Source organism: Pseudenhygromyxa sp. WMMC2535 (assembly GCF_011083025.2).
In genome coordinates this window covers 5,554,526-5,572,894 of sequence record NZ_JABJWV010000001.1, presented here as the reverse complement: position 1 = coordinate 5,572,894, position 18,369 = coordinate 5,554,526, and the positions used below count along the sequence as shown (strand labels likewise).

Sequence of the window (18,369 nt, the reverse complement as noted above, 5' to 3'; positions counted from 1 at the left end):
ACCTTCCGCCGCGATGCGCAACGCATGCAGCCCCCTGCTCGCCCTCGCCTTGCTCGCCCTGCCCGCTCTCGGCGGATGCAACAAGCAGCGCTACGAGCTCGACACCAAGTCGCCGGCCAACGCCGGCCGCGTCGAGATCGTGCTGACTGTCGACAAGACGGGCAACGGCGACATTAGCCTTACCTTCGAACACCTCGCCCCGCCCCAGCACATCGACGAGTCGCTGAGCGCCTACGTCGTCTGGGTCGAGAGCGCCGGCAAGGACGCCCACAAGCTCGGCGTGCTCCGCTACAAGCCCAAGAAGCGCACCGGCGAGCTCGAGGCGACCTACTCCCAAGACAAGATGAAGATCATCGTGACCCTCGAGGAGGACACCAACGTCGACGCGCCCACGGGCGCGCGGGTGCTCGAGGCCGAGGTCGTCGCGCCCAAGCCCTGAACCATGCGCGCGCTGGTCCACGCCGGCGAGCCGCCGACCCTGCGGCTGCTCGACGACGCGCCAGAGCCCACACCGGGCGCGGGCGAGGCCCTGGTCCACGTCCGCGCCGCGGGGATCTGCGCCACCGACCTGACCGTGCTCCGCGGCTACGCCGACTTTCGCGGGGTCATGGGCCACGAGTTCGTCGGCCGCGTCGATCCGAACGACGCCGATCCCAGCCTCGCCGGGCGCCGGGTCGTCGCCGACATCAACCTCGGCTGCGGGCGCTGCCGCGACTGCCTCGCGGCCGACGGCCACCACTGCGCGGCCCGGCGCGTGCTCGGCATCCGCGGCGCCCCCGGGGCCTTCGCCGAGCGCCTGTGCGTCCCCCGAGACCGCCTCGCGCCCGTCCCCGACGACCTCGACGACGAGCGCGCCGTGTTCGCGGAGCCCCTCGCCGCCGCCCTCCATGTCCTCGACGAGCTCGAGAACGTAGCCGTCGATGAGCCGATCGCGGTGATCGGCGACGGCAAGCTCGGCCTGCTCGTGACCATGGCCCTCGCCGACGCCGGGCGGCCGGTGCTGCTCGTGGGCCACCACGCCGACAAGCTCGCCCTCGCCCGCGCGGCCTCGCCCGACGCCCGCCTCGAGCTCCGCCTCGAGTCGGAGCTCGCCAGCATGGGCGAGAGCCACCGCCGCCAGCTCGCGGCAGTGATCGAAGCCAGCGGCCACCCCTCGGGTCTGGCCCTCGCCATCGCCCTCGCTCGCCCGCGCGGCCTGGTGATCCTCAAGACCACCGTCGCCGCGCCGATCCCCCTCGACGTCTCCGCCGTGGTCGTCCACGAGCTGCGGCTGATCGGCTCGCGCTGCGGGGACGTGCGCCGCGCGTTGGCTCGGATGGCCACCGGGGGTCTGGATCCGCGGCCGCTGATCGCCGGGCGCTACCCGCTCATATCGGGCCTGGATGCCATGCGTGCGGCCAAAGAGCGCGGGGCCCTGAAGATCTTGCTGACCTGCGACGATTCTCCACGCCCCCGCGCCCCCCAAAGCTGATACGCTCGCAGCGTGCGTCAACCCACGGACGTCGGTACCTACGGCCCGACGGAGCTCGCCCTCGGCTGGGAGCGCGCCCTGGTCGGACCTGCCCGCGATCGCCCCCTCGCCCGCGCCGTCGTCGGCACCTTTGGGCTGATCCTCGGCGCGAGCTCGGGCATGTTCCTCGGCGGCATGGTCGGTGTCGCGATCGCCATGGCAGTACTACCCATGGCCCCACAGCTGGCATTCTTCATCGTGCTGTTCACGACGCTCAGCTGCGCCTCGGCCGGCGCGGTGATCGGACCGCGCGTCCTCCAGCGCGAAGCCTTCGACGACTGCTGATCCAGCACCGGGACCTCATGCCTACCATCACCTTGCGCCAAGGCGACGACCTCACCTCCATCGCCCAAGCCAACGGCTTCGACCCGGCGACGATCTGGGATCACCCCGACAACGCCGAGCTCCAGGAGCTGCGCAGCAACCCCCACGCCCTGCTGCCTGGCGATCGCTTGGTCGTGCCCAAGCGCGAGGAGCGTGAGGAGCCCGTGGCCACCGGGACGTCCAAGACCTTCTACCTGAGCACCGGCCCCGTGAAGCTGCGCCTGCGCCTGACCAAGCACGGTCAGCCCCGCGCCGGCGAGGCCTTCGAGCTCGAGTTCGAGGATCAAAACACGATCTCGGGCAGCACCGACGGCGACGGCTGGATCGACCAGGTCATCCCCCACGACGCCAAGCGGGTGACCCTGCGCCTCGGCGAGGACGGCAGCGAAGAGCACCTCCTCGACCTCGGCCACCTCGATCCCCACGACTCGCCCTCGGGCATCCAGCAGCGCCTGCGCAACCTCGGCTACTACATGGACGAGATCGACGGCAAGCTCGGGCCGATGAGCAAGGCCGCCGTGCGGGCCTTCCAGGAGGCCGAAGGCCTGAGCGTCGACGGTGTCCCTGGCCCAAACACCCTGGCCAAGCTCTACGAAGTCTACGGCGGCTGAGCGGGGCGGGGCGGCGCAGGCGGAGCGGCGCAGGACAGCTCGGCCGAGCCTCACATTGGCGCGCGAAGGTCGAGCGCAGGGCCGCTACTGCCCCGACACGTAGTTCGCCTCTTTGTTGCGCCGCGTCGTGTAGGAGTCGCCAAAGTTGCGCAGGTTCGAGGTCGCGCCGGCCCAGTCCTGGGTGGTGACCTGCTTCCAGAAGTTCGGCGTGCGCCCAGCCAAGCTGCCGTACTGAAAGGTCACCGAGGCGATCACGGTCTGCCACTTGGGATCGAGGCAGCCGAACTTCATGGTCGAGGCGTTGTTGTAGGCGCTGATCAGCGAGCTCGTGGCCTGCTTCTTCGCGGCCTCGTTGATCTGCTCGGCCTCGGCCGCGGTGATCGTCAGCGGGTTCGCGTCGAGGAAGTTCTTGGCGACCATGCCCTGCTTGCCCAGGTAGGGCGTGAAGCGCTCGATCAGCGTCTCCGAGAGGCCCAGGCCGCGGAGGTCGGAGACGTTGCGCGCGCCGAGGTCGAAGCCCGAGCCCACGGTCGCGCCGCTCATCGAGTTGGCCGCGTCGGGGACGTTGGCCTGGAGCACGCTGCCCTCGAGCTCGTGGATGAAGTGCCAGTCGATCTGCGGCTCCTTGTGCTCGTCCTTGGTGCACTTGCCCTGGACGCAGTCCTCGTCCGCGGGCGTGTCCTCGACCAGCTCTTCCTCTTCCTCTTCCTCTTCCTCGACGTCGGGCTCGACCTCTGGCGGGTTGCTGACCGGCTCGGGCTTGTGCAGGGGGACCGGCGGGGCCTCGGTCTTGGTCGGGCTCCAGTTCGACTTGTCGCGCTCGTTGAAGCAGACCTGGCAGGTGCCCGGCTCGCGGATCCCAGTGATCCGCGCGCGCCCGTATTGGTCGAGGCTGCCGGTGCGGATGCTGCCGTCGGGCAGGCGGATGCGGAACGGCTCGAAGGGCACGGGGTTGTCCTCGGCGTCGAGCAGCTCGATGGCCACGGTGTAGGTGTCGACCGGCTCGCGCTCGTCACCGCCGCCATCGTCCTCGCTGTCGACCTCGCGGCGCTTGCCCGCGAAGGCCTGGCGCTGGAGCATGCGGATCGTCAGGCGACCGCGCTCGAGCATGCGGATGATCTGCTGGCGCTCGTCCTCGGCCCCGTGCCCGCGCGAGAGCAGGCCAAAGCTCAGCCGGCGCAGGACCTCGCGCTCGCTCGCGCTTTGCAGCGTGCGGATGAAGCGGGCGGCCTCGGCCAGCGAGAGCACGCCCGCGCGCTGCCCTCGCTGGGGATCGAAGCCGCTGTGGACTTCGAGCTGATACTCGTGCGCGCCGCGATTGATCCGCTCGTACATGGGGCTACCAGGCTGGGCGAGCATAACAAACTCGACACCCCCTCGGGCGCCCTGCCGCCCCGCGCTCCCTCGGCCTGACGGACCCCTCGGGGCGGATTTGGCGGATTGCGCGCACCCCCAACCAGCCCCACGACCAGGGCGACCACCGCGAGCACGCCCCCCAGCGACCAGCCACCGGCGATATCGGCCGCCGGTCCATGACGAGCATGGACCTTTGATTTTCGGGGCACCGAGCAAGCGCCCGATGCCTCGCCCTCGGGGCCTCGTCAGGGTTGGTTGAGGCGCCCCGTGATCCGCAGGAGCAGGCCACGCGGCAGCAGCCCCCCGGAGCGGACCAGGAGCTTGTTGATCAACCCCGGCACCGCCATGCGCTCGCCCCGGAGCATCGCCTGGTAGGCGTGGCGAGCGACGTCCTCCGAGCTCGCCACGACCCCGCGCTCGAACAGCGCACTCTTGGCGTTGCCCGCGACCGCGCCGAACTCCGTCGCCGTCGGCCCCGGGCAGCTGACCGTGACGCTCACCCCGGTGCCCGCGAGCTCGTGGGCCAGGGCCTCGCTGAAGTGATTCACGAAGGCCTTGCTGGCGTAGTAGGTGGCCATGTAGGGCCCAGGCTGGAAGCCTGCGGTGGACCCGAGATTGAGGATCCGCCCGCGGCCTCGCTCGACCATCCCCGGCAAGAGCAGCCGGGTCAGGTGGACCAGGGCGCGGATGTTGACGCTGATCTCCTCGAGCTCGCGCGCGAGCGCGAGCTCGGCGAAGGCCCCGCTCGTCCCAAAGCCGGCGTTGTTGACCAAAAACTCCGGGTCCAGCCCCTCCCCGGCCAGCGCCGCCGCGATCGCGTCGGGGGCCTCGGGGTCGCTCAGATCCATGGCCAGGGGCAGCGCCGTGATCGAGTGGGCGGCCTCGAGCTCGTCGGCGAGCTCGCGCAGCCGAGCCTCGCGGCGGGCGACGAGCACGAGGCCGTGGCCGTCCGCGGCGAACAGTCGGGCGAGCTCGCGGCCCAGGCCCGCCGACGCGCCGGTGATGACTGCGACTGGCTGACGCTCGCGCTGATCTTCCACCAACGCTGGCTAGCACAGCCCCCCGAGCACGACCAGCCCAAGCCGGGGCTCAGAGCCCGCCCAGGCCCATGAAGCGCTCCATGTCGATGGCCTCGAGCTGCTCGCGACCCATCGCGCCAGCGTGACCAAAGGCCGCTCGAGCCTCCGCGTAGCCGGCCTCGACGCCCACCTGGTCCCCCTTGGCCATCGCCACGCGCATGGTCAACAACCCAAACTCGCCTCGCTCGAGCGCCGTCGCATCAGTCTCCTCGCTGAGCGCCCGCGCTTGCGCGATCCAGGCCGCGGCGGCCTCGACTCGCCCGCGGACGAGCTCGAGCCTGGCCTTCTTGAGCAAGGTCGACATCACCTCGTCTTGCGTCGTTCCGGCGCTGCCCGAGAGGATCTCGAGGGTCGTGTCGCAGGCAGCCATGGCCTCGTCATAGCGCCCGAGCAAGGTCAGCGCTTCGGCCCTGGTCGTGTACAGCATGCCGCGGAGGATCAGCGGGAACTCCCCCTCACCCGACAGCGCGATCGCCTCGTCGATCGCCTCGAGCGCCTGCGCACCGTCGCCGCGCTTGATGTTCAGCGTGGCCAGGTTGCCCAGCAAATAGATCCGCGATCCCTCGCTCTTGGCGATCTGCTCGAGGATCCCCTTGGCGCGCTCGAGCGCGTCGCGGGCCACGTCGAAGCGATCCACCGCGAGGGCGGCGCTCGCCATGTTCGACAGCGCGCTCGCCATCTTCCGGCTCTCGCCGCCATAGATCGCCTCGGTCCCGTCCACGACCTCGCGCAGCAGCGCCAGGGAGACCTCCGCGTGGCCGTCCTCGAGCTCGAAGATCCCCATGGAGGTCTTGGCCACCAAGATCCGCGGGTGCTCCTCACCAACGTGCTCGCTCCAGATCTCCACCGCCTGACGCACGTACTCGCTGGCCTCTTTGGTGCGGCCGGCGTTGCGCAAGGCCGCGCCGATGTTGTGCAGCGAGTCGCCCACGTACATCGAGCGCTCGCCATAGACCTCGGCGTAGAGGTCTCGCGCGCGCTCGTAGAGGACTACGGCCTCCTCTCCACGCCCGCGATTGGAGATGGCCAGGCCGTAGTTGTTCAGCAGCATCGCACGGACGGCCGGCGGGTCCCCGGCGCGCTCGAGCAGGCTGTTGCCGACCACGTACCACAGCTCGAACACCTGCTCTTGCTCCTGCTGCCTGGCCACGGAGAGCAGCCCGGACGCCGCCCGGACGGCGAGCGCGTCCTCGCCCCCCGCAACCGCCACCGAGAAGGCAGCGCGGAGCTCGGCCTCGGCCTCGACCTCGGCCTCGCTGTCGTCGGCGACGCGCCCGAGCTCGTAGTGGGCCTCGGCCTGAACCGGCGCGTAGCCGAGCTCGTCCGCCGCGATCAGGGCGCCCTCACCGAGGGTCCGCGCCTCGTCGAGGCGCCCGGTGATGCGCAGCAAGCCGACGCGATCGAGGCTGCTCTCGATCATCGTCAGCGAGGCCCGGGCCTCGACGCCGCTGGGCGGCAGCGCGCGCGCGGACAGGGTCTCACGATCGGCGCAGGCGTCGAGGTCGTCGAGGCTGCGGACCAGCGCGCCGGCGTTGTCGAGCACCTCCACGTCCGCGTCCTCGAGCACCGTCAGCACCTCGCCAAAGCGACGCAGCCGCCGGTCGAGGCAGAGCATCCGACGGTCGAGGAGCTCCTCCGACTGAACCCCGCGCACGCGGGTGTCCTCGCAGGCCTCGACCTGCGCCTCGAGGTAGCGCCCTCGCCACGCATCGAGGCTCGCCAGGGTCCGCGCGGCCGTATCCTCGGCGTAGGGGCGCTCGACCCCCGCCAGCGCCTCGCGCACGCGATCCCGACGCGCGTCGGTCCACAGCGCGGCGAAGGCCTGCTCATCGGCCTGGCAGACCTCACCCTCACCCTCGCCCTCGCCCCGCAGCGCAAAGCCCAGCACCGCGGCCACGGCCACGGCCACGGCCCCACCGGCGAGCGCCCAGACCCGGCGCCGACGCGGAGGCTCGAGGGCGTCGAGCAGCGCCTGCATCGAAGGGAAGCGCTCCTCGGCCTCGTTCGAGAGCGCGCGCTCGAGGGCCGCGCGGACCCGGCGCTCCAGCTCGATGCCCCGCGGCGGCTCGCGCAGGTTGCCCTGGATCACCGCGAACATCACCTCCTGGACGCTCTCTCCCCCAAAGGGTCGCTCACCGCAAAGCGCCTCCCACATCGCCACGGCGAAGGCGAACTGATCCGTGCGCGCCTCGACCCCGACGCCGGAGAATTGCTCGGGCGCCATATAGGCCGGCGTCCCCAGGAACGAGCCGGTCTGGGTGACCTTCGAAGACAGCGTGATCGGAGACGAGCTCGACATCTCCGGCTCGACCGACGCGCTCGACTCGGCCGCGTCGTCCTCGAGCCGCGCGAGGCCAAAGTCCGCCACCGCCACCCGCCCGCGCTCGTCCATCAGCACGTTCGCCGGCTTGAAGTCGCGGTGGACCAAGCCCGCCTCGTGAGCCGCCGCCAGGCCCATCCCCGCCTGGCGAAACACCGGCCAGACCTCGGCGAAGGGCCGCGCCGCGTTGCCCATCCAGTCCTGCAGATCCCCCCCGGCGATGAACTCCATCGCCAGCCAGACCTGCCCCTCGTGGGTGCCAACGTCGTGGATCACGACCACGTTCGGGTGCGAGAGCTTGGCCATGGCCTTGGCCTCGCGCTGGAGCCGAGCCGCCGCCAGCTGCCGGTTGCGGCCCTTGGGGCGCAGCAGCTTGAGCGCGACCTTGCGATCCAGCTCGGGGTCGTAGGCCTGGTAGACCACCCCCATCCCGCCCTCGCCCAGGCGCTCGATGATCACGTAGCGGCCGACGCTCGCGCCACGCCCGAGCGGGCCCTCGAGCGGCGCCGCGAGGTCATCGGGCAAGCCCACGAGGGTATCGTCGAGATCCCCCTCGGCGCTCCCGAGCTCCCCGCCACCTTCCTGAGAGAGGTCGTCGGGTACCCCCTCGATGGTCTCGATGTCGGCCTGAGTCCCGGTCACGAAGCAGGCCAAGCATACCCGAAGACTCGTGAGCTCCCCGCAGCGGGGTCCGCTCACCGACAGGCGCTGGGCGAGCGCCCCCACTTTCGGCCGCCGAGATTGGCAGCCGACCCAGATCTTCGTGCTAGCGTGATCACCGTGCGTCGCCCCTGGCCCGCTCTCATCGCCACCGCCGCCATTGCTCTGCTTTTGGTCGGCCTATTTTTGTTCAGGGCCCTGACCACAGAAACAAAAGCACCCGCTCGTTCTGGTGCCCGCGTCTCCGAGTCCGATCTCGAACGCCACGCCTCGGATCCCGGCACACGTACCCCCAAGCCAGTACGCGCCCTGGACGCCCCGAACGCCCCGGACGCCACCGCCACACCCGCGCCCACGGACCAAGATACAAACCCGGCAAAGGACGAGCGCGCGCAGGCCGACGAAGTCCGCGCCAAGCTCGCCTCCGCGAGGCGAGAGCAGCAGGCCAAGGCCGACGCCAACTCGACCGCCGACGGCCAGCTCGAAGACCTCATCGGCCTCGACCCCGAGCTGCTCGAAGCTTTCTCCACAGACTTCATGCCCCTCGCCGACGAGTGCATCACCGCGGCCCGAGAGCGCGACCCCCAGCTCACCGGCATGCTCGCCGTCGAGGTCGACCTCTCGGGAGATCCAGCGGTGGGTGGCGCCGTCGAGCGCGTCGACTTCCCCGAGCAAAACGAGATCCACGAGGACGAGCTGAAGACCTGCGTCCGCGAGACGGCCCTGAGCATGGTCCTGCCGGAGCCCGCCAAGCCCGGCCAGGAGCGGATGATGCTGACCATGCCGATCGGCGAAGAGAGCTGAGAGTCTGTGACTCTGAGCTCACCGGCCGCCATCAGTACGCACGCACACCCATGAAGCGCGCGAGCATGAGCGACTCCCGCCTGTCGACGCCCATCGCCCCAGCGTGACCAAAGGCCGCCCACGCCTCGGCGTACCCAGCCTCGACCCCAGCCGCGTCCCCCCTCGCCATCGCCACGCACATGCTCAACATCCCGAGGTCCCCGCGCATGACGGGGAGCGTGTCGACCTCCTCGACCATGGCCCGGATCTGCGTCAGCCAGGTCGCCGCCGCCTCCGGTCGTCCCCGGCGCAGCTCGAGTCGCGCCTTCTCGAGCAGGGCCTCCATCACCTCGCCGCCGTCGGTGTCGGGGTTGTCCGCGAAGATCTCGAGGCCCCGATCATAGGCGGCCATGGCCTCGTCGTAGCGCCCGAGCATGGCCAGCGCGTCGCCCCGAGTCGTGTGCAGCTGGCCGCGGAGCAAGATCGGGAGCGGCTCCCCCTCGGCGAGCGCGATCGCCTGATCGATCGCCTCCAGCCCCCGCGCGCCCTCCCCCCTCGAGATGTCGAGGCCGGCCAGGTTCCCCAGCACGTAGAGCTGCGATCCCTCGCTGTCCGCGAGCGTCTCGAGGATCTCCTTGGCGCGCTCGAGCGCGTCACGGGCCTCATCGAAGCGACCCACCGCGAGCGCGGCGCTCGACATGTTCGACAGCGCGGTCGCCAGCCGCTTGCTCTTGGGCCCGTAGATCACCGCATAGCTGTCCACGACCTCGCGCAGCAGCACCAGCGCGCTCTCGGCGTGGCCGATCTTCATGTCGAAGACGGCCATGGAGGTCTTGCCCACCATGATCCGTGGGTGCTCCTCGCCGACGTGCTCGCTCCAGATCGCCACCGCCTCGGCGATGCTCTCCCGAGCCTCCTCGGTGCGGCCGAGACCATAGAGCACCATCCCGATGTTGTGCAGCGAGTCCGCGACCGGCATCGAGCGCTCCCCCTCGACCTCGGCGTAGAGCTCGCGCGCGCGTCGCTGCAAGACGACGGCCTCCTCCCCGCGGCCGCGATTGGAGAAGGCCAGGCCGTAGTTCATCAACAGCATCGCCCGGCTGCGGGGCGGATCCCCGGCGCGCTCGAGCAGGCCGTCGCCGATCATGTACCAGAGCTCGAGGGCGTCATCCCGCCCCTGCTGCCTGGTGACGGTGAGCAGCCCCGCGGCAGCCCGGGCGGCGAGCTCCTCCTCGCCGTCCACGAAGGCCAGCGAGAAGGCCTCGCGGAGCTCGGCCTCGGCCTCGACCTCGGCCTCACGATCGTCCATCACGCGCCCGAGCACATAGTGCGCCTCGGCTCGATCCGGCGCGTAGCCGAGCTCGTCTGCGGCGATCAGCGCGGCCTCTCCAGCCGCCTGGGCCCTCTCCAGCCGCCCCGCGGTGCGCAGCAGCTCCACGCGATCGAGGCTGGCCTCGAGCGCCGCCAACGCGATCCGCCCTTCCACACCGCTGGGAGGCGGCGTTCGGGCAGAGAGGGTCTCACGATCCGCGCAGGCCTCGAGGTCGTCGAGGCTGCGGACCAGCGCATCGGCGTTGTCGAGGACCTCCACGTCCGCGTCCTCGAGCACCCTCAGCACCTCGCCGAAGCGCCGCAGCCGACGGTCCAGGCATAGCACGCGGCGATCGAGCAGCTCCTCCGACTGGACCCCGCGCACGCGGGTGTCCTCGCAAGCCTCGACCCGCGCCTCGAGGTAGCGCCCCCGCCAAGCCTCGAGGCTCGCCAAGGTCCGCGCGGCCGTGTCTTCCGCGTAGGGACGCTCGACCGCCGCCAACGCCTCGCGTACGCGATCTCGGCGCGCGTCGGTCCACAGCGCGGCGAAGGCCTGATCATCGGCCTGGCAAACCTCACCCTCGCCCTCGCCCCGCAGCGCAAAGCCGAGCGCCGCAGCCACCACCACCGCCATCGCGCCGCCAGCGAGCGCCCAGACCCGGCGCCGAAGCGGGGGCTCGAGGGCGTCGAGCAGCGCCTGCATCGAAGGGAAGCGCTCCTCGGGATCATTCGAGAGCGCGCGCCCGAGGGCCGCGCGGACCTGGCGATCCAGCTCGATGCCCCGCGGTGGCTCGCGCAGGTTGCCCTGGAGCACCGCGAACATCACCACCTCGACGCGGCCGCCGCCAAAGGGCCGCTCGCCGCACAGCGCCTCCCACAGCGCCACGGCGAAGGCGAACTGATCCGCGCGCGCGTCGACCCCCGCGCCAGAGAATTGCTCGGGCGCCATATAGGCCGGCGTCCCCAGAAACGAGCCAGTCTGAGTGACGCGTGAAGACAGCGTGATCTGGGTCGCCGTCGGGATCTCCGGCTCGACCGACGCGCTCGACTCGGCCGCGTCTTCCTCGAGCCGCGCGAGACCAAAGTCCGCCACCGCCACCCGCCCGCGCTCGTCCAGCAGCACGTTCGCCGGCTTGAAGTCGCGGTGGACCAAGCCCGCCTCGTGAGCCGCCGCCAGGCCCATCCCCGCCTGGCGAAACACCGGCCAGACCTCGGCGAAGGGCCGCCCCGCGTCACCCATCCAGTCCTGCAGATCCCCCCCGGCGATGAACTCCATCGCCAGCCAGACCTGACCGTCGTGGATGCCCACGTCGTGGATCACCACCACGTTGGGGTGCGAGAGCTTGGCCATGGCCTTCGCCTCGCGCTGGAGCCGGGCCGCCGCCAGCTCCTGGTCGCTCCCCTTGGGGCGCAGCAGCTTGAGGGCGACCTTGCGATCCAGCTCGGGGTCGTAGGCCTGGTAGACCACCCCCATCCCGCCCTCACCGAGGCGCTCGATGATCACGTAGCGGTCGACGCTCGCGCCACGCTCGAGCGGGCAAGTCAGGACCTCACCGGGCGCCTGCTCCTCCCTGCCCTCGGCGATCGTCTCGATGTCGGCCTCGGCGCCCATCTCGGCACCAGCCAAACATAGCTGAAACCCCGACGTTCATGGCTAGCCAACGCGGCTGCTAGACCTGCGCGTGGCCGCCCTGACAGCCAGTGTCTGAACCTGCCCCCCCCGTACCTCGCTCAGGCCGTGCCGCCCTCACCAGCGTCATCGATGGCGGTGACGAAGCCAGCGACGCGCGCCGCGACCTCGCGCGCGGCGAGCACCGGGGCCATGTGCCCGAGCTCGGCGAACTCGACCTGCTCGACACGAGCCGCGGCGGCCTCCTGCCAGCAGCGCGCGAGGGCCTGGGCGCAACGCCGCCCGGCCAGGGTCGACTCGGCGCCGGACATGGCCAGCAGCGGCAGGTGCCCGAGGGCCTCGGCGTAGCGCGAGCCGGGGATCTCGTCCAAGGTGGTCTCGCGGACCTCCTCGAACATCTTGCGTCGCGCTCGCAGCCAGCGCCCGCGCTCGTCCTCACCGAGCTCCGCCCACGCCCCAGCGCCGCTCCAGTAGTCGACGAAGCGCTCGAGCCAGGCCTCGCTGCCGCCGAAGTCCTCGGCCAGGAAGCGCCCGTCGGCGTCGTAGTTCTCGAGCTCGCGGACCGCCGCCGCGTCTTTGGGATCCTCGCTCGCGCGCAACACCCCAAAGCAGGTCGGCTCGAAGAGCGACAGCGAGCGCAGGCGCTCGGGCCGACGCAGGCCCACCGCCAGACCCACGCGGCCGCCGTAGGAGTGGCCGACGAGATCCACGGGGCCCTCGACCAGCGCGAGCACGGCCTCGGCGAGATCGACGTCCCGCGCCGTGGTGAACGGGCCCGGCCCCGGCCAGTCATCGGTCTGCCCATAGGCGATCAGATCCGGCGCGAGGACCTGATAGCCGCGCGCGCTCAACATCTTGCCCAGGCGCCGCCACTGCAGGCCCGACAGCCCGGTGCTCCCCAGGCAAAGCGCCGCCCGCCCGCCCGGCTCCCCCCAGCGGTGTATGGCCGCTCTCAGCCCCCCGAGTTCGATGAATTGCGGCCCGCTCGATTCTCGACTCATGCGTCCAGGCTATGCCCTCAGCGGCGCCGTCGCCAGCCAAACAGCCCAATCAGCAGCAGCGCGCCCACGCTCCCGCCAAAACCCCGCGCCGGCTCGACGCTCGCGCAGTCGCAGCCCTCGCCGCTGCCAAAGGCGTCGTCGCGGAAGCCACCGTCGTCGTCGGATCCAGCGTCAGCGCCAGCCTCATCGGCGACATCCGCCGCGTCGTCCTCTCCGCTCTCGCCGCTCTCGCCGGTGGCCTCGGGCACGCAGTAGCCGTCGGTGCAGATCAGGCCGGGGTCGCAGCCCCCGCCCATGGTGCACTCGCAGCCGAGGCTGCCGACGTTGCACAGCCCGCCCTCGGAGTCGCCGTCGATGTCGGGATCGGGGCCGTCGTCGCTGGTCCCCGTGGTCGTGCCGCCCTCGTCGGTGCTCGTCTCGCCGCTGTCGGTCGTCGTCTCGCTGCCGTCGTCGGAGCTCGTGTCGTCGTCGCCGCCGAGGTCCATGATGCACTCGCCCGGCGCCTGGGTGATGTTGATGTCCGCGCCGTAGTAAAAGCGCAGGATGTCCTCGTAGTCGTAGCTGTTGTCGTTCTCGAGGCAGCGCGCGCCCCACTGCGACATGCAGCCGCGGTTTTGCCCGTAGCCCACGTCGCCCACGTCGAACACCCAGCCCAGCGCGGTCTGCTCGACGTCGTCGCCGGTCTTGCCCTCGTTGTAGGTGACCCAGCCCTCCGTGCCCACGCCGGGGGTGCCCACGCAGCTCGGCGCCGCGGTGTTGGGATCGCCGGCCACGTAGAAGGCGTAGGTCAGCACGTCGTTGTAATTGACATAGAGCCCGCTGGTCTCCTCGACGGCCTGGTAGGCCTTGGCGCTGGGCTCGGCCGAGCAGGTGTAGACCTGGCAGCCCTGGCTGTCGCACACGCTCCCGGAGTTGGCCATGTAGTAATAGGCCACGGAGCGCGCGGCGATCGCCTGGGCCTTGAGCGCCTCGAGGTTGGCCCCGCCGTTTTCACAGGTGATCACATGGGGCAGGTAGTCCGTCTCCATGTCGATCGTGCCCACCCCCTCGACGACGATGGAGCAGTAGGCGCTGTCGGGCGCGGGGACCGAGTAGCCGGTGCCGGGGGTGTAGTCGAAGCGAAAGTGCTCCTCGTCCTCGCTGGGGGTGCAGGCCAGGCCAACGCCAAAGGCGAAGCCAACGATGACGACGAGAGGAACCAGGATCGAGCGCTTCATGACGGCCAAATGGTCGCACGAGCCTCGCCGCGGGCGAAAGCCATTCGCGCTGCCCCGAGGTTTCGAGTTTGCGACACGCACCGAACCCCAGCGGGGGCCCGGCGGCTTGGTCTCGACCGCTGGCCGCGCTCACGGCGGAGCGGGCCGTTGACCTGGCCGCAGCGCGTGCGGCCGCGGGCGCTCACTGGCCCGTGAGCACCCGCGCCGGATCCGTCCGCGCCGCTCGGCCCGCGGGCAGCGCGGCCCCGGACACGCACGAGCCGACCGCGAAGCCGAAGGCCGCGACGATCAGCGCCCAGTGGAACTCGAAGTAGGTCTTGGGCTTGTAGGGAAAGTCGGGGAGATAGCTGCCCGAGACCCAGTCGAAGAGCGCCGCCGCTCCCATGGCAGTGAGCACCCCGACGGCCCCAGCCAGCAAGCCGACGATCGCGGCCTCGCCCAGGATGATCCGCCGAATGTCCCGACGGCTCGCGCCGATCGCTCGCATGATGCCGATCTCGCGCTGGCGCTCGTACACCAGCATGAAGAACACGTGCATGATGTTGACGGCCGCGATCCCCACGATCACCACGCTGACGAAGCCGAACACCATCATGAAGATGGTGATCAGCAGCGCGGCCTGCTCGGCGCCCGTGTCGGTGACGTCGAGCTGGAGGCCCTTGACCGCCGCGGCGACCGCGGCGACGTCGTCCTTGGAGCGGATCTGGAGCACCGCCGAGTGGTAGATCTCAGCGGTCTTCTCGCCGCCAAAGTCGACGTTCAGCCGGCGGATGTAACCCACGGGCATGGTCATGCCCAGGTTGATCGCCGTGTCCGAGAAGCCCACGAGCACGCCCCGGGCCTCGTAGGTCATGTCCTTGGCCGAGGCCTCGACCATCGACGCCCCAAAGGTCAGCTCGAAGGTGAAGCCGATCGCGGACTCGGGGTTGATCTTGGGGAAGCCGTGGGCCCGGCGGATCGAGCCGTTGTAGAGTTCGACGATGTGGTTGGAGACGATGATCGGGATGTAGTTGCGACACAGCGGCTGCTCGATCGGCTTGGCCGGCGGGTCCTGGTTGCGCGAGCGCGCCCGCTTGGCCTGGCGCTCCCAGGCCGCGTTCTCCTCGATCCCCCAGCAGTAGGTGTTCTCGCCGTGAGCCTCGACGCACTGCTCGTCGCTCTCGCAGGCCGTCGCCACGGGCAGCGTCTGCCAGCCCTCGTTGAAGTCGCCGGTCCCGGCCTCGAAGTCCTCGAAGGCCCAGTCGCGGTCGATGTCCTCGCGGACCAGGTCAGGCTCGACCCCGTCGGCGATCAGCTCCGCGCGCAGGTTGTTGCCGAACAGCTTCTTGCCGCCGTAGACCATCGAGGGCGCCGTCAGCTTCATCTTGGGGTAGACCTCGACGACGCTGGGGATCGCCCGCAGCTGCTCGACCTTGGCCGCGTCGATGACCTCGTTGGCCAGGGGCACGCGCAGCACGCTGACGTCGAGGTCGAAGCTCTTGGGCACGACCTCGATCTTGTCGAGAGGAAAGATCTCCCCGAGCACGACCTTGCGGACGCCGCTGCCCAGGGCCAGGAAGAAGGTGAAGGCCGCGATCCCGACGACGATGCCCACGGACGCGAGCAAGAAGTGCCGACGGTTGCGCTTGAGGTCGTCGAGGGCGATGCCCAGCAGCCGCGTGGACCTCATGAGTTCGCCCCCCTGCTGCCCTGACCGCTGGCCACGAACTCGGGGCCGGAGACGGGCTGCCAGGCCGACGAGGACTTCGGGGTCTCGGTCAACGAGCGCGAACCGAACTCGCCGGCCCCCTCGACGATGCTCCCGTCGTGAATGCGCACGACCCGCTTGCAGGCCTGCGAGATCATCGCGTCGTGGGTGACGATCACCAAGGTGATGCCCTGCTCCTCGTTGAGCTTGCGGAAGAGATCGAGGATGGCGTGCGCCGTGGACGAGTCGAGGTTGCCCGTGGGCTCGTCGCAGATCATCAGCTTGGGTCGGTTGAAGAGCGCCCGGGCGATGGCCACGCGCTGCTTTTGTCCGCCCGAGAGCGTGAAGGGCATGGCGTCGCACTTGTCCGAGAGCTCGACCTGAGCGAGGACCTCGCGGGCCCGGGCCTCCGCCGCCCTGGCGTCGAGCACCTCCCGGCCGCGGGCGAAGACCGCGGGCAAGCTGACGTTCTCGAGGCAGGTCATGTGCTCGAGCAGGTGAAAGCTCTGAAACACGAAGCCGATGTTTTGGTTGCGATAGTCGCTGATCTCGACGTCACCGAGCGCACGCAAGCGCTTGCCGTCGACCTCGACCTCACCTTCGTAGTCGCTGTCGAGGGCCCCGAGGATGTTGAGCATGGTGGTCTTGCCCGAGCCCGAGCGCCCGACGATGGCCACGAACTCTCCGGGGTCGATCTCGAGATCGACCCCTCGGAGGACCTCATTGACCACCTTTTTGGTGGTGTAGCGCTTGCGGACGCCTCGCAGGCGAATCATCGCGCGAGACGATAGACTATCGGCGACCATGAGCCAAGCGACCGTATTCGACAAGATCCTCGACGGCCAGATCCCCTGCCACCGCGTCTACGAGGACGAGCACGTGCTGTCCTTCCTCGACATCGCACCGCTGTCGCCGGGCCACACCCTGGTGATCCCCAAGCAGCGCCGCGCCTTCCTCCATGAGCTCGATGACGAGGTCGCGGCGGCGATCGGCCGCGTGCTGCCCCGCATCGCCCGCGCCGTCATGTCGGCGAGCGGCGCCAGCGAGTACAACGTGCTGCAAAATAACGGACGCGGCGCGCACCAGGCCGTCTTCCACGTCCACTTCCACATCATCCCCAGGCTCGACGAGCGCGGCCTCGGCGTGGGCTGGACGCCGGGGCAGCTCGAGCCCGAGGCAGCCCGCGAGCTGCTCGCCGCGATGCACAGCGCCCTCGCCTGAGTGACTCCCCCCTCCACCTGCTCGCTCGCGACCACGCGCGGCGTCCCGCTCGCCATCCAAGTCACCATCCAAGTCACGAGCACGGCGCCGCCGCCCCCCGAACACAGGTCCAACCCAGCTCGGGAGGTAGGGCCGAGCCACGCCCGCCCAAGCTTTGCCTGACACACGGTACCGCTCCCCCTCGCTTGCGACTACAATGACAACTGCTAGCGAGAGCGCTGGGGAGACAGGTGTCATGAACCGAGCATTCGACGGACAGCCAAACCAGCCGAGCGCGCCCCCCATCTACGGTATGGGCGCGCCATCCGAGGCCCCTCGGGCCCCACACTACGGCCACGCGGCGCCGCCTCTCTACGGCGCCGCGCAAGGTCACCAGCCCAGCGCGGGGCTCCCTCCCTACGCCCAACTCGATCCCACCAGCGCCGAGCTGCGCGAGCTCAGCGATCAGTCCAACACCTGGCTGCTCGTCGTCGCGATCGGATTTTGGCTCGGTTTTGGCCTGCTCACTGGACCGCTCGGTTGGTACTTCGGCGCGCGCATGCGCAGCAAGTACCGCGCGCTCGGACATCACCCCTGCGCCGCGGCCAACTGGGCCTGGGGGCTGGGGATCGCCAGCTCGCTCTTGAGCCTGTTCGCTATCCTGGCGCTCGTCGCGTTCATCGCCTTCATCGCCGCTGGCCTGCCCCTCTACTAGTGTGCGCGGCCGCCCCTCACCCGCGCGCGCGCAGGCACGCCTCGAGCCCCGCGCGATAGTCCGGGTAGGCGAACTCGACCCCGAGCCGCTCACGAACGCGGCGCGCGTCGACGCGTAGGTTGTCCTGCCAAAAGCTCCGCGCCATCGCGGACAGCTCGGCGTCCTCGAAGGCCACCGCTGGCGGCGGCGGCAGCCCGAGCAGTTGCGCGGCGTAGGCCAGAACCTCGTCGCTCCCGGCCGGGTTGCCGTCGGCGACGTTGAAGGCTCGCCCAGGCCCGGCGCAGCCGTCCGCGAGCGTCAGCGCGGCGGTGAGCACCTCGACGATGTCGTCGACGTGAACGCGGTTGAACACCTTGCCGGCCTTGATCACCCGCCGCGCCCGGCCGCCCTCGACCCGCTCGAGGGCGCTGCGTCCCGGGCCATAGATCCCCGCGAGGCGAAAGACATCGGCCCCGCGCGCCAGCCAGGCGTCCTCGGCGAGGACCCGGCGACGCGCCCGCGCCTTGCTCGGCCGCCGGGGCATGTCCTCGTCGACCCAGGCGCCCCCGTGGTCGCCATAGACCCCGGTCGTCGACAGATAGGCGAGCCAGCGCAGCTGACCGCGCGCGCGCAGCTCGTCGAGCGCTGCGGCGTGCCAGCGCAGCGCAGGATCGACCCGCTCGCCCTCACTCCGCTCGTCCTCTCCCCCCTCCACCTCTCCGGGCATGATCGAGTGCAGCAGGTGCGTGGCCCCACGCAGCGCCTCGCTGCCGGCCGCGTCCAGCGGCCGCTCGCCGTCGAAGGCCACCAGCGACCACCCCTCGCCCACGCCCTCGCGCGCCAGCGCGGCTCGCTTGGCCGCGACGTCGCGGGTCGTCCCGACGATCTCGAAGCCTCGCGTCTCCAGACGCCGCGCGAGGCGGACAGCGCAGTAACCAAGGCCAAAGCAAAACAGGCGCGGCGCGGGCACCCGCCAGATCTAGCAG

General features: G+C 70.5%; 16 protein-coding genes. 7 read left to right on the top strand and 9 right to left on the bottom strand.

What is annotated here, in order from left to right:
• The first annotated feature begins 13 nt into the window (after positions 1–13).
• The 4 genes from G6O69_RS21955 to G6O69_RS21940 are packed head-to-tail and all read left to right on the top strand — an operon-like array spanning position 14 to position 2,445.
• Positions 14–439, top strand: coding sequence for a hypothetical protein (locus G6O69_RS21955; protein ID WP_172305468.1), 426 nt, complete (start codon positions 14–16; stop codon positions 437–439).
• Between the two features lie 3 nt (positions 440–442).
• Positions 443–1,471 (top strand): alcohol dehydrogenase catalytic domain-containing protein, encoded by a 1,029-nt coding sequence (locus tag G6O69_RS21950; protein WP_172305467.1) that lies wholly within the window; start codon positions 443–445, stop codon positions 1,469–1,471.
• A gap of 12 nt (positions 1,472–1,483) precedes the next feature.
• The gene (locus G6O69_RS21945) at positions 1,484–1,795 is read left to right on the top strand and encodes a hypothetical protein (RefSeq protein ID WP_172305466.1); all 312 of its coding nucleotides are present in this window, start codon (positions 1,484–1,486) and stop codon (positions 1,793–1,795) included.
• Positions 1,796–1,812: 17 nt separating this feature from the next.
• Positions 1,813–2,445: a peptidoglycan-binding protein gene (locus G6O69_RS21940; protein WP_172305465.1), complete on the top strand. Its 633-nt coding sequence runs from the start codon at positions 1,813–1,815 to the stop codon at positions 2,443–2,445.
• Between the two features lie 84 nt (positions 2,446–2,529).
• Here G6O69_RS21940 and G6O69_RS21935 read toward each other — a convergent pair whose 3' ends face one another.
• The 3 genes from G6O69_RS21935 to G6O69_RS21925 all read right to left on the bottom strand — a co-directional run bounded on the left by G6O69_RS21935 (position 2,530) and on the right by G6O69_RS21925 (position 7,842).
• Positions 2,530–3,780: a pesticin C-terminus-like muramidase gene (locus G6O69_RS21935; protein WP_217909885.1), complete on the bottom strand. Its 1,251-nt coding sequence runs from the start codon at positions 3,778–3,780 to the stop codon at positions 2,530–2,532.
• A gap of 266 nt (positions 3,781–4,046) precedes the next feature.
• On the bottom strand, positions 4,047–4,841 hold the full coding sequence (locus G6O69_RS21930; protein ID WP_172305464.1) for an SDR family NAD(P)-dependent oxidoreductase: 795 nt from the start codon (positions 4,839–4,841) through the stop codon (positions 4,047–4,049).
• A 49-nt stretch (positions 4,842–4,890) separates the two neighbouring features.
• Complete coding sequence (locus tag G6O69_RS21925) at positions 4,891–7,842, bottom strand: serine/threonine-protein kinase (protein WP_172305463.1); 2,952 nt, start codon at positions 7,840–7,842, stop codon at positions 4,891–4,893.
• A 138-nt stretch (positions 7,843–7,980) separates the two neighbouring features.
• Between G6O69_RS21925 and G6O69_RS21920 the strand changes: the two genes are divergently transcribed.
• Positions 7,981–8,664: a hypothetical protein gene (locus tag G6O69_RS21920; RefSeq protein ID WP_172305462.1), complete on the top strand. Its 684-nt coding sequence runs from the start codon at positions 7,981–7,983 to the stop codon at positions 8,662–8,664.
• A 31-nt stretch (positions 8,665–8,695) separates the two neighbouring features.
• On the opposite strand, the gene G6O69_RS21915 is transcribed toward G6O69_RS21920, so the two are convergent.
• From G6O69_RS21915 to G6O69_RS21895, 5 genes are all read right to left on the bottom strand, one after another.
• Positions 8,696–11,581, bottom strand: coding sequence for a protein kinase (locus G6O69_RS21915; RefSeq protein ID WP_176397015.1), 2,886 nt, complete (start codon positions 11,579–11,581; stop codon positions 8,696–8,698).
• 104 nt (positions 11,582–11,685) lie between these two features.
• Positions 11,686–12,585, bottom strand: a complete 900-nt coding sequence (locus tag G6O69_RS21910; protein WP_172305460.1) for an alpha/beta hydrolase — start codon at positions 12,583–12,585, stop codon at positions 11,686–11,688.
• A 17-nt stretch (positions 12,586–12,602) separates the two neighbouring features.
• Positions 12,603–13,802, bottom strand: a complete 1,200-nt coding sequence (locus G6O69_RS21905; protein ID WP_172305459.1) for a SpoIID/LytB domain-containing protein — start codon at positions 13,800–13,802, stop codon at positions 12,603–12,605.
• 181 nt (positions 13,803–13,983) lie between these two features.
• Positions 13,984–15,471 (bottom strand): ABC transporter permease, encoded by a 1,488-nt coding sequence (locus tag G6O69_RS21900; protein ID WP_172305458.1) that lies wholly within the window; start codon positions 15,469–15,471, stop codon positions 13,984–13,986.
• Positions 15,468–16,265, bottom strand: a complete 798-nt coding sequence (locus G6O69_RS21895) for an ABC transporter ATP-binding protein (protein ID WP_172305457.1) — start codon at positions 16,263–16,265, stop codon at positions 15,468–15,470. The genes G6O69_RS21900 and G6O69_RS21895 overlap by 4 nt, the downstream gene beginning before the upstream one ends.
• A gap of 28 nt (positions 16,266–16,293) precedes the next feature.
• On the opposite strand from G6O69_RS21895, the gene G6O69_RS21890 reads away from it, so the two are divergent.
• Positions 16,294–16,710 (top strand): HIT family protein, encoded by a 417-nt coding sequence (locus G6O69_RS21890; protein WP_172305456.1) that lies wholly within the window; start codon positions 16,294–16,296, stop codon positions 16,708–16,710.
• A gap of 235 nt (positions 16,711–16,945) precedes the next feature.
• A complete protein-coding gene (locus G6O69_RS21885) occupies positions 16,946–17,404 on the top strand; it encodes a hypothetical protein (RefSeq protein WP_172305455.1) in 459 nt (152 codons plus the stop codon).
• A 16-nt stretch (positions 17,405–17,420) separates the two neighbouring features.
• On the opposite strand, the gene G6O69_RS21880 is transcribed toward G6O69_RS21885, so the two are convergent.
• The gene (locus G6O69_RS21880; RefSeq protein WP_172305454.1) at positions 17,421–18,353 is read right to left on the bottom strand and encodes an SDR family NAD(P)-dependent oxidoreductase; all 933 of its coding nucleotides are present in this window, start codon (positions 18,351–18,353) and stop codon (positions 17,421–17,423) included.
• Positions 18,354–18,369: the final 16 nt, after the last annotated feature.

Coding starts and splice junctions, on each gene's coding strand:
- G6O69_RS21955 (WP_172305468.1), top strand. CDS start 14: ATGCGCAACGCATGCAGCCCCCTGCTCGCCCTCGCCTTGCTCGCCCTG.
- G6O69_RS21950 (WP_172305467.1), top strand. CDS start 443: ATGCGCGCGCTGGTCCACGCCGGCGAGCCGCCGACCCTGCGGCTGCTC.
- G6O69_RS21940 (WP_172305465.1), top strand. CDS start 1,813: ATGCCTACCATCACCTTGCGCCAAGGCGACGACCTCACCTCCATCGCC.
- G6O69_RS21935 (WP_217909885.1), bottom strand. CDS start 3,780: ATGTACGAGCGGATCAATCGCGGCGCGCACGAGTATCAGCTCGAAGTC.
- G6O69_RS21910 (WP_172305460.1), bottom strand. CDS start 12,585: ATGAGTCGAGAATCGAGCGGGCCGCAATTCATCGAACTCGGGGGGCTG.
- G6O69_RS21905 (WP_172305459.1), bottom strand. CDS start 13,802: ATGAAGCGCTCGATCCTGGTTCCTCTCGTCGTCATCGTTGGCTTCGCC.
- G6O69_RS21900 (WP_172305458.1), bottom strand. CDS start 15,471: ATGAGGTCCACGCGGCTGCTGGGCATCGCCCTCGACGACCTCAAGCGC.
- G6O69_RS21895 (WP_172305457.1), bottom strand. CDS start 16,265: ATGATTCGCCTGCGAGGCGTCCGCAAGCGCTACACCACCAAAAAGGTG.
- G6O69_RS21890 (WP_172305456.1), top strand. CDS start 16,294: ATGAGCCAAGCGACCGTATTCGACAAGATCCTCGACGGCCAGATCCCC.
- G6O69_RS21885 (WP_172305455.1), top strand. CDS start 16,946: ATGAACCGAGCATTCGACGGACAGCCAAACCAGCCGAGCGCGCCCCCC.